The following is an 11,829-nucleotide window of genomic DNA, read 5'->3' as shown; positions in this document are numbered from 1 at the left end:
GGCTAAATATGCTATCTGGTAACCGACCATTATCATTTGGTTGAAAGGTTAAATTTCAAAATATTGTGATCTTCAGCTAACGTTAATTTTTAAAGATAATGACATCGATCTTCATTATGAATTATTTGAGAATATCTTGTTTAGGGTTTTAGTTGATTTGTTAATCAAAATAACATTTTCTATACCTAGTTCAACCAAAATTGAAAAAAATGTAATAAAAAATTTTGACACTTTTCCCGTAATGTAAAAAAGGTATTTGTATTCTTTTTGATTTCCAGATAATTAGCTTTTAAAACATAAATAACTGGATAGCTGTAGTGTTTACAATAGTTAAGCAAATATGAATTAGTATAAATTATCTATTTAACGATTAACATGAAAATAATTTAATTAAAATGTTAATTTATGATAATTTAATATGTATTTATCAGATATTAAGATAAAACTCTTAATTTTCTTTAATTTTGCATTACACAAACTCAAAACTTGTTTTTATGAAAAAAGTCTACTCGTTTGTTCTTCTGTTATTTTTGACGGGGCAAACCATTTTAGCTCAGGACATGAACACTATTGTCCGAAATCACTTTAACGACGCGCTAACAACTTCTTCGAAATCAGTCGCTACTCTCAATGACTATTCAGAATGGAGGATTACTGACGAAGTTCCTTCTCTAAAACCTGGAATAAAGCACGTTTATGTGAAGCAGTATTTTAAAGGAATACCTATAGAAGATGGAACGTATAAGTTAACTGTACAGAACAATAAAGTTACGTATGAGGTCAATCAATTTATAGAAGAAGTTAAAGTCAAGGCGACTTTAACGAAAGCCTCTATAACTCCAGAAAGTGCTATTCGTGCTGTAATTAGCGCTCATAATCTATCTCCTGCAAAGAGCCTCTCACGTACCGTGAATAAATCCAGTGGAAATGATGTTTACGAGTATAAAAATTCTGGAATTACCGCTGATCAACCTATTAGAGCAAAACAAGTGTATATTTTACATAACAAGGAGCTTCGTTTAACTTGGAATGTAAGTCTATATGAAAAAGGAGCTCAGAACTGGTGGAATACTTATGTAGATGCCGCTAGCAATAAAATTTTAAGAGAGAACAATTGGGTGATCTCCTGTAATTTTGATGCACCCGAAGGCCATGAATCTCATAATCATGAGTCTGTACTTTTTGATAGTAAAATAGTCGGGCCTATGACTAATGTAGAAGCTACAGCACTTGCTCCTGATTCTTACAATGTTTATGCAATGCCTGTAGGGAGTCCAGATGAAGGAAATCGCTCTATCGTAAGTGATCCTGCAAATACTACGGCATCGCCATTTGGGTGGCATGATACCAATGGAAGTGCAGGCGCAGAGTTTACCATAACCCGCGGTAACAACGTATGGGCACAAGATGATAGTAATGGAAATAACGGAACGGGCTTTTCTCCTGATGGAGGAGCAAGCCTGGATTTTGATTTTCCAATTAATTTAAGTCAGACGCCTAGCAACTATAGAGACGCTTCAATCGCTAATTTATTCTATTGGAATAATATAATGCATGATGTGTGGTATCAATATGGTTTTGATGAAGCCAGTGGAAACTTTCAAGAAAATAATTACGGTAAAGGTGGTGCAGGAAGCGATTCTGTAAATGCCGATGCACAAGACGGTAGTGGAACCAATAATGCTAATTTTTCAACACCGGGTGACGGTGGTAATCCAAGAATGCAAATGTTCTTATGGAATCGTACCAGTCCGGGAAGAGACGGTTCTTTAGATAATGTTATTATTGCTCATGAGTACGGGCATGGTATTTCTATACGATTGGTTGGGGGGCCTTCTTCTAATACTTTGGGAGGTTCAGAACAAATGGGTGAAGGATGGTCAGATTGGTTTGGCCTTATGCTTACCATGAAAGCGGGAGATTCTGGCGTCGACGGCAGAGGAGTAGGTACTTATGTATTAGGGCAAGGTACTAATGGAACCGGAATTAGACCAACGCGTTACTCTACAAACAGGTCTATAAATAATACTGATTATGCTGATATAGGTGGATTAGCAAGACCACATGGTGTGGGATATGCTTTTGCTACAATCCTATGGGATATGACTTGGTTATTAATTGATCAGGAAGGTTTTGATCCCGATTTCTATAATGGAACGGGTGGGAATAATATTGCTATGGCCTTAGTAATTGAAGGGCTTAAAAATACTGCAAATAACCCGGGTTTTGTTTCTGGTCGTGATGGAATTCTTCAGGCAGATCAAGATCTGTATGGTGGACAATATAGATGTTTGATCTGGAAGGCATTTGCTGAAAGAGGAGTTGGGCAAGATGCAGACGAAAATAACAATGGAGGATCTAATGGTCAAACAGACCAAACAGTTTCTTTCACCAATCCTTGTGATGGCACGCCACCGCCACCGCCAAGTGGAGATTGTACAGGTGATGTTGCTTCTTTTCCATTTAGTGAGAGTTTCGAATCAAGTTTTGGACAATGGTCACAGGCTACTACAGGTGATGATCTGGATTGGACAAGAAACACAGGGGGGACGCCTTCTAGTGGCACAGGTCCAAGTAGCGCTGGCGATGGGAACACGTATATTTATGTAGAGGCTTCAGGTAACGGAACAGGTTATCCTAACAAAAGAGCAATTTTAAACTCTCCTTGCTTAAACTTTAGTAGCCTAACAAATCCAAACCTTACCTTCCAATATCATATGCTGGGAAGTGCGATCAACAGTTTAACGGTTGAGGCCAGCACCAATAATGATGGTAGCTGGACTAGTGTCTTCAGTAGAACTGGGGAGCAGGGAAGTGCCTGGAATGCTGCCGATGTTGATCTTTCTGCCTATGCAGGAGAAGCCAGTGTACAGTTACGCTTTAGTGTAGTTACCGGTAGTGGTACCAGTGGCTGGCAAAGTGATATTGCCCTTGATGATGTAAGCATTCAAAATGGTTCAGGAACTCCACCACCACCTACCTGTAGTGCATTGAATTTTAATGATTTTACGATTACTTCGTTCTCAAATCAGGATGCAGCAGGAAACTTCTCTGTAGGCAGTGGAGGCGCATCTCTGGCGCTAAGCAACAATACCTGGAAGTATATTGCTCTTACCTACAATGTAACGGCTAATACTGTGATAGAGTTTGATTTTAGCAGTACAGGTCAGGGAGAAATCCACGGGGTTGGATTTGAGGATGATAATGCCTTAACACCAACGAGATATTTTAAAGTTCATGGTACACAAAACTATGGGATCACCAATTATGATAACTATGCTGGTGGTACGACAAAATATGTCATCCCTGTAGGAAGTTTCTATACAGGAGCTATGGATCGCTTGGTGCTCATCAATGACAACGACGCTGGTTCTGGAAACAATTCTACCTTCTCTAACGTGAAGATCTATGAAGGTTCTTGTGGTGGTTCAATAGCTAGTGCTACAGATTTTGCAGGAACGACAGCAATCTTAGGAGATGAGGACGAAGGCGCTTTATCTGCAATAGGTATGTGGCCAAATCCGACAAAAGATAGTTTTGTACTTAGTATTGGTAGAAATACTACCAAAAAGGCTACAGCCACAATCTACACTTTATTAGGTAGTAAAAAATCTCATTTCACATTAAATCCTGGTAGAAATACAATATCTGCTAAGAGTTTATCATTGAGATCTGGAATTTATCTGGTTAAAATTGAAATTGAAGGTGAGAATACTGTAACACAAAAATTAATAATTCAATAAGATTATTGTAGTATTCTATGTAGTATTATTCACCAATAATCTAGAACAATCAAATGAGAATATAAACCTTTTGATTAGTGATATTAATTGATTTGTTGAGAATTTCTAGATTTAAAAGGCCGTCTTAAGATGGCCTTTTTTTCGTTTTCATCAACATATACTTTTCCGGCAATACAATAGGATAAATCTATTAACGATTTTTTAGTCAACACGTACCGATTTAGAATTAAAGATTTTAAGAGGAACTTTCTCAAGTAGTATTAATAAGATAAAAGGGGCCAGACCATGCGGAATCCTGTACAGTGTTTCATAAAGATTTTGATGAATAGAATCTAACGGAAAGTCTACATAAAAATTGGCAACAATTCTTGCAAGTGCTGTAAGTAATCCCCAGATCACGGCATACCAAAGTGCATATACAGTTATCCTTGGAACAAAAATTAATACTGCCAATATAAAATCTAAAATTCCGGCGATGTACAAAAAGATAATTGCAGTCGATTCAGTGAAACCAAAGATATGAATGACCATATCTACAAATTTTCCGGGAACGGGATAGAATCCAAAGGCATATAATCCGTGGGAGATAAATGTAACCGCAATTAAAATTTTCAACACAAGAATAATTTTTTCTTCGCTATTATTTCTGAAACTGTACAATAAAACAAAGGGCAAGCCAAACTGAATGCTATGCTCAAAAAATTGAGCTCCATGGTAGAACTTCTCTTTTGTTAATAGAATTGCCAAAATGACCAACGAAACACCCCCAAATAATATAGGGATACGAATCCATCTTGTGTTCAACATCTTAGCAGATAAGGCACAGATAGAAGCAATCAAATATAACATACCGTTTGCTCGAATAATGCCTTGGATAAAATTGTCTGTTGTACTACTAGTGACATAATCCTTCCAGGAAATATTAAAAATTCCTTCTACAATAGGTTGAAGTAGTGCTTCGTCCCAAAAAAAAGACCGGTATGGTGCATCCCAAAATAAATGTTGCCAGGCTCTTCCGAAAAAAATAAGGAATACAGAGATGTATAAAATAATTAAGGCTTTAGAGTTTTTCATCATACAAAATAAAACGCCTTACTATTAAAAGTATTTGAATTCATTGTTATGTTTTATAAAAGTTTTGTTTTATGTTTTAGACCCCGATTATAAACTATTTATGGTCCAATTTTTTAATTCTCAATATAATAATAAGAATTAAAATTAAATACTAATAGGGTAAACAGCATATAACGCGTCTTTATAAGTAGATGAAATAATCAATGTTAATAAGAGTTATTATAATGATTAATTTTTCTATAAGCTTTAGTTACCAAATTTAATTCTCAGTTAAAACTCTGAGTCAGAAAAATTTTATCATAGTCAGTGGATTAATTTTATAGTGGTAAAGACATTTTTACTTTAGTTTAAATGGCAGATGCAGCGTGAATATTAAGATCAAATAAGCTTTAAAGTAGATTACTTAATATAAACACTAACCTTTAATTCACACAAAATGAAAAGAATTTTTGTATTGTTAATTTCGTTATTAGCAATTAATTCGTATTCATCAAACGGTAAATACCGTTTGACTTTACGGGACAACCCCGCCACCTCAATCGTAATTGGTTGGGATCAAACTTCAGGAAGTGCCCCTGTTGTTTATTATGGAACTACCGATTTTGGTACAAACTACACCAGCTACCCTAATTCAAAAGCTCCAGACAGAATCATTTCTTATAAAGGAATGAACAATAATTTTGCTCGCCTTACTGGTTTAACTCCTAATACGGCTTATTACTTTGTAGTAAATGATAGTGAAGGAACCAGTGAACGTTTTTGGTTTAAAACAGCTCCTGCAGATAATAGTAGATTATCCTTTGTGGCAGGAGGAGATTCCCGAAACAATCGCACACCAAGACAAAACGCCAATCGACTAGTGGCAAAGTTAAAGCCCCACGCTGTTTTATTTGGTGGGGATATGACTAATGGTGATAGTAATGGCGAATGGATCGATTGGTTTAACGACTGGCAATTAACTATTGCAAGTGATAACAGAATGTTTCCTATCGTAGCAACACGAGGAAATCATGAAGATAGTAATAATAGTATCTATCATCTTTTCGATGTTCCTTCATCAAGTGTTTATTATGCACTTACTTTTGGAAATAATTTGGTACGAACCTATACCTTGAATACTGAGATTTCTATCTCGGGAAATCAAACCACCTGGTTGCGTGATGACCTGAATGCCAACCCCAATACAATTTGGAAAATGGCACAGTACCACAAACCTATGCGCCCTCATGTTTCTTCAAAGTCTGAAGGTACTAATCAATATAATAACTGGGCACAACTTTTTTATGACAAAGGAGTCAAACTGGTTATAGAATGTGATGCGCATACCGTTAAAACTACTTGGCCTCTTCGCCCATCAACTGCAACAGGAAGTGATGAAGGTTTCGTAAGAGACGATCAAAATGGGACAGTATATGCCGGTGAAGGATGCTGGGGTGCCCCATTGCGATCTAATAATGATAGTAAAAGTTGGACCCGTAATTCGGCAAGATTTAACCAGTTTAAATGGATTTTCGTAGACGAAAACAAAATCGAGGCACGTACCATAAAGGTAGATAATGCCTCGCAAGTGGGTACTGTCTCAAATGATGATCCGTTTACCATACCTAGTAATCTTGACATCTGGAATCCCTCAAACGGAAATGTAGTGACCATTAATAATACCAATATCCCCGATGAGGAGGCGCCTTCTGCACCAGGTAATCTTAGTGCATTTAATGTTACTGCGAGTAATGTTTCATTAACCTGGAATGCATCAACCGATAATGTGGCTGTTTCTGGATACGATGTATACCAAAATAATGAGCTAATTGGGAGTACTGCTGCTACAGGTTATGACGTAAGTGGATTGGCAGAGAACACAACCTATTCATTTAAGGTACAGGCAAAAGACAATGCAGGAAATATTTCTGGATTCAGTAATACAGAAAATGTTACTACCTTAGATAGTTCTACCGTTTTATATACGCTTGGGGTAACCACAGTAGGTGATAGAGATGCTACACACACTACTCGTAGGGCCATGCCGTATACTATGACAGAAAATGGTATCTTACAAAGCATCACTTTCCATATTGCTGGTGGTTCGGGAGATGTACAGTTAGGAGTGTATGCAGACAATAACGGTGTTCCTGGTGACAGATTAAGCAGCACAGCTATAACCCCGGTAAGAGCAACTCGCGGATGGCAGACGGTTGGTTTAGAGAATGCGGTAACTGCTCTTAATGGAGACACCTTGTGGTTGGCCTGGATCTTCTCAAATAATCCGGGAATTGCTTATGCCACAGGAACCCCTGGGCGATACGAAGCAACCGGATCAAGTTGGTCTGCTAGCGGAGGCAACATTCCGTCAAGTTACGGTAGTGGTGCACAAAGCGGTTACTTGTATTCAATTTATGCAAACTATTTAAGAGATACATCTACAGTCACCTATACATTAAACACCAATACGGTAGGTCAAGGTAGTGTAAATGGCGCAGGAACCTATACTGAAAGAAGTTCTGTTACGGTAATTGCAACACCTGCTACAGGATGGGAGTTTGATAGTTGGAGCGGAGCGCTTTCTGGCACTACCAATCCCGAGTCCATAGTAATGGATACCAATAAATCTATTACTGCTACATTTACAGAAACAACCGGTGGTGGTACGACGGGAACCATTGGAATAACAACTGTGGGTGATCGGGATTCTACACATAGTACTCAGCGATCTATGCCTTTTACGATGACAGAAAATGGAATATTAGAAAGTATTACCATGCATATTGCAGGGGGTACAGGTGACGTACAGCTAGGTATTTACGCAGACAACAACGGAGTACCAGGAAATCGATTAGGGCAGACAGCTATCACTTCTGTTCAATCGACAAGAGGTTGGCAAATGGTCTCCTTAGAAAATCCTGTGTCAGTAAATAATGGAGATACCATTTGGCTATCGTGGATATTTTCCAACAATCCCGGTATAGCTTATGTATCAGGAACTCCTGGAAGATATCAGGCCGATGGATCTGTTTGGTCACCCACTGGTAATATGCCATCCATTCATGGCAGTGGAGCCCAGAGGAATTACAGATATTCTATATATGCTACGTATTCAACTAGTGCGACAAGAACTGAAGTTTTTTCTTTAGAAAAACATTCTTTCAACATTTACCCTAATCCATTTACCAATGAGATCACTATTTCAACTTTTATGATGAAGAATAATGATTTATTTCAGGTGTCTGTCTATAATCTCGCTGGAGAACTAGTGCATGAGGAAAATATTGTTTCTGGGTCACAAGTAATACAACCCAAAATTTTTAGACCAGGCATATATTTATTATCCATAAGTGATGAAAAGAATAACATTATGGAAACACAAAGATTAGTTAAAAAATAAGACATCTTATTTATTGACCTAGCAATTTGTAATAAGAACCATTGATTTTTCATAGAATCAGTGGTTCTTTCTTTTTAGGGATATCACTATTGTTAAATAATATTTTCATCATTCTGAACTAACTATTTCATTCCAAATAATTCTGAAATTGTTAAGTGTAACCTAAAAACTCAATACTATGAAATATCATGTAATCATAATCCTTTTAGTAGTTCAAACAAGTATCTTTTATTCTTGTGAGACTGAAAATAATGAAATACCCCTAACAGAGGTGAAGTCTAAGAACTGATCTCAGTTCAATATTCGTTTTGGCTCTGAAATATATGTGCCCAGTAACGATCCAGGAGGTGTCCAGGGGTTTTATGCCATTAATACTGCAACTGGAGATATTTATTATTCTGAACGTATTGGGCAATATGCAAACAATACTAAAATATTCGATATTCCGGAAGGTATTTATGAGTTAGGGGCTTATGATGGATATTCTAAAGGAGCCTCATCAGAGATAATAACTTTGAATCAAAGCCTTGTGGGTGAAGATGGTTTTATTCAGATAGATTTGGAATTTTGGTCAGAATAATAAAGGGTTTAATTAAACTCCCCTTGATTTGGTTCTGCTAAGAATTCCTCTCTTGAAAAAAAAGTGGAATTTTTTTAAGATGTAAAATTATTGTTTTTTCATCTAATATTAAATTGACCCGATTTAATACAATCTTGTGTATTATGACTTTCTTTACAATTAATATTCTATACGGTTTTTTCTGGAAGTTTTCCACCGTTAACTTCAATGATTTGCCCATTCACAAAGGAATTCGTCATTATTGATATGGCCATTTTAGCGATATCTTCTGATGTTCCAAGTCTGTTGACTGCAATTTTTCCTTTGTTCTCTTTGAATAATATTTCCCGTTCCTTCTTTTTCATAAAGTCCCAAAATCCACTATCAATAAATCCAGGTCTAATCACATTAAAACGAATTGGTGCCATTTCAATAGTCATGGCCTTTGCAAATCCCTCGACCGCATGAAACGCTGCAGAAACAAGTACAGTTCCTTTTGTTGGATTTTCTGTAAACCCTCCAGTTATGAATGTTATCGAACCACTTAACGAGATCTGTTTAACCGCTGCCTTAGTAATCATAAATAAACTCCAAAATTTACCATAGATATATGTATTTTTTATTTCCAGAGATGCATCGATGAAATCTCCTGTTCCGCCAGGTGCGGCTGTAACAAAAATATGATCTATTTGTTGTAACGAACTAAAGAGTTTATCTATAGATTCAGAATCTACAACGTTGACAAATCGACTTTCAGCACTATTTGACAATTTAGATAGTGCTATTTTATTCTTTTCATTATTGTGTCCTGCAATAAATACTTTACCACCGAGTTTATCAGCAAGCTCTGCCGTAGCAAATCCCATTCCTGTCGCTCCTCCGATTATTAGTATATTTTTATTTTCTAAATTCATAATAGTATTTTATTAAAAACGCTTTGAATAATTAGATATATACCAACATTTGTATTCTTGTAGGGAAAATGTTGATTATTTAAACAAGTAGTATTTACACTTACCTAACCAATTTTGTAATTACTTGTGTTTCACTATGTAGTGTTTTATGTACAGGGCATTTATCTGCTATTTCAAGAATTCGTTTGATTTGCTTTTCGTCCAGATTGCCTTTTAATTTAATTTCTCGTTCAAACGTGTCTATTTTGGCATTTGGGTCTTCACAGTTTTCACAATCTTCGGCATGGTTTTTACCATAACTGGTATGTACTTCTACATGATCTAAATCCCAATCCTTTCTGGCAACGTACATTTTGATCGTCATTGCGGTACAAGCTGATAATCCGGCAGATACAAGCTCATAAGGTGAGGGTCCAAAATCATGACCGCCAACACTTTCAGGTTCATCGGCTACCATATAGTGATTCCCTACTTTCATCTGCGTTGTAAATCCTTCTCCATTACCCAAACTCGCGACAACGTGATGTTGACTATTAATTTTAGGAGCTTCGGGAATTTCAACATATCTCGAAGACCAACCTGCAATTACTTTACCGGCATATACAGAGTCTCCTTTCTGCATAAGCAGATGATCCGCTCCATCCAAAGTCACAAAGCTCTTGGGATGACGGGCTGCAACATAAATCTCTTCAGCATTTTTGATGCCGACAGTGGTATCCTGTGGTGAATGCATGACCAAAAGCGCTTTGTTAAGGTTTTTTGCAACCTCTGGTAATGATTTACTATCCAAATCATCTAAAAACTGCTTCTTGATGGTAAAATCTCGTCCGCTAAGATTTACTATGGCTTTACCATTGGCTTCAATTTCTTCTATACCACTTTTTAATAAATGTTTTACATGTTTAGGGTTTGAGGGCGCTCCTATTGTTGCTACTGCTTGTATTGAATTAATTTGGGGAGCTGCAAAAATAGCTGCTGCACCACCTAATGAATGACCAACCAAAAGGGTGGGTGCTTTGTATTCCTTTTTTAGAAATTCTGCCGCAGCAACCAGATCCTCTACATTACCAGAGAAATTGGTATCTGCAAAATCTCCTTCACTTTCGCCTAATCCTGTAAAATCAAATCGCAATACTGCAAAACCCAGAGAGGTAAGTCCTCTACTTATATTTCTAACAGCACCCAGATTTTTATTACAGGTGAAGCAATGTGCAAATAGTACGAAATTATGTGGATGCTGATCTGCAGGAAGTTCTAAACGCCCTGATAGTGTTTGACCTTCGGTATTGGTAAAAGTAACTTTGGATAAACTCATTATTGAATCGTTTATTTTAAAGAGTCGGTATATAATAAAAATACTTGCTTTAAAGATAAATTTTTATATCCAAAAGATTCATAACGATATGTTTAAAAAAGGATTACTTTAAAGATTTTATGATAGTTCTGGTATTTAGAATCGTTGCAAATTCATCCTTTAAACTTGCTATAGCGGTATCATGAATGAGTTGGGCACTATAATTATTGCCATTGGCTCCGGTTTTATTAAAAGTCGCAGTGGCATCGTCAACTAAGTAAGTTTGGTAGCCAAAGTTGCCTGCCATTCTGGTTGTGGTCGATACACAATGATCTGTAGTAAGTCCAACAATTATTAGTGTATTGATTTCATGATCTATTAATTGCTGTTTCAAATTTGTTCCTATAAAGGCACTGTTTACATCTTTTTCAATGACCGGTTCATCTACCAGCGGGGTATTAAAATCCATAAAATCGTTACCTGGATTTCCTTTTGCTAATGGTGAAGCTGGGTTAGAAGAACAGTGTTTGATATGAAACACAGGAAGGTTATTCTTTCTCCAGAATTTAAGAAGCCTTTCTATATTCTTTTCTGCATCAGTATTATTACGTTCTCCTCCCCAGTATTGAAGATCTTCAAACCCTTTTTGAATGTCAATAAGTAGTAAGGCAGGGTAGTTGTCTTTTGAAATGGTCATTGTTTGTTTTCTTTTTTGAAGCAAGGTTTGTATTGTAAATTGATATTGTAATTTAGTTCAAATTCTTACCTTATTTGAAACCAATAACATAAAATAAGCGCCCAATTTACTCTCTGGGGTTTCTTGGGCGCTGATATATAGTTGTTATTAAAAAGATGAACGGAAAAAA

The 11,829-nt window shown here is 36.6% G+C and carries 7 protein-coding genes; 3 read left to right on the top strand and 4 right to left on the bottom strand.

Going from position 1 to position 11,829, the window contains the following annotated elements:
* Positions 1–494 precede the first annotated feature (494 nt).
* Positions 495–3,743 (top strand): M36 family metallopeptidase, encoded by a 3,249-nt coding sequence (locus ACFSJT_RS03690; protein WP_378318849.1) that lies wholly within the window; start codon positions 495–497, stop codon positions 3,741–3,743.
* A 201-nt stretch (positions 3,744–3,944) separates the two neighbouring features.
* Here ACFSJT_RS03690 and ACFSJT_RS03685 read toward each other — a convergent pair whose 3' ends face one another.
* Positions 3,945–4,817 (bottom strand): DoxX-like family protein, encoded by an 873-nt coding sequence (locus tag ACFSJT_RS03685; RefSeq protein ID WP_378318848.1) that lies wholly within the window; start codon positions 4,815–4,817, stop codon positions 3,945–3,947.
* Positions 4,818–5,253: 436 nt separating this feature from the next.
* Here ACFSJT_RS03685 and ACFSJT_RS03680 point away from each other — a divergent pair, with 436 nt between their 5' ends.
* Together ACFSJT_RS03680 and ACFSJT_RS03675 are read left to right on the top strand one after the other, a co-directional pair.
* The gene (locus tag ACFSJT_RS03680) at positions 5,254–8,196 is read left to right on the top strand and encodes a fibronectin type III domain-containing protein (protein WP_378318847.1); all 2,943 of its coding nucleotides are present in this window, start codon (positions 5,254–5,256) and stop codon (positions 8,194–8,196) included.
* A 325-nt stretch (positions 8,197–8,521) separates the two neighbouring features.
* Entirely contained in the window at positions 8,522–8,776 is a 255-nt protein-coding gene (locus tag ACFSJT_RS03675; RefSeq protein WP_378318846.1) for a hypothetical protein, read from the top strand.
* A 167-nt stretch (positions 8,777–8,943) separates the two neighbouring features.
* Here ACFSJT_RS03675 and ACFSJT_RS03670 read toward each other — a convergent pair whose 3' ends face one another.
* From ACFSJT_RS03670 to ACFSJT_RS03660, 3 genes are all read right to left on the bottom strand, one after another.
* Positions 8,944–9,669, bottom strand: coding sequence for an SDR family oxidoreductase (locus tag ACFSJT_RS03670; RefSeq protein ID WP_378318845.1), 726 nt, complete (start codon positions 9,667–9,669; stop codon positions 8,944–8,946).
* Positions 9,670–9,769: 100 nt separating this feature from the next.
* Positions 9,770–10,984 carry a bifunctional alpha/beta hydrolase/OsmC family protein gene (locus ACFSJT_RS03665; protein WP_378318844.1) on the bottom strand — a complete coding sequence of 405 codons (1,215 nt, stop codon included), beginning with the start codon at positions 10,982–10,984 and terminating at the stop codon, positions 9,770–9,772.
* Between the two features lie 103 nt (positions 10,985–11,087).
* The gene (locus tag ACFSJT_RS03660) at positions 11,088–11,660 is read right to left on the bottom strand and encodes a cysteine hydrolase family protein (protein WP_378318843.1); all 573 of its coding nucleotides are present in this window, start codon (positions 11,658–11,660) and stop codon (positions 11,088–11,090) included.
* Positions 11,661–11,829: the final 169 nt, after the last annotated feature.

The sequence above is a fragment of the Aquimarina celericrescens genome (assembly GCF_042682765.1).
Classification (GTDB): domain Bacteria; phylum Bacteroidota; class Bacteroidia; order Flavobacteriales; family Flavobacteriaceae; genus Aquimarina; species Aquimarina celericrescens.
This window is presented reverse-complemented; position numbering and strand designations above follow the sequence as displayed.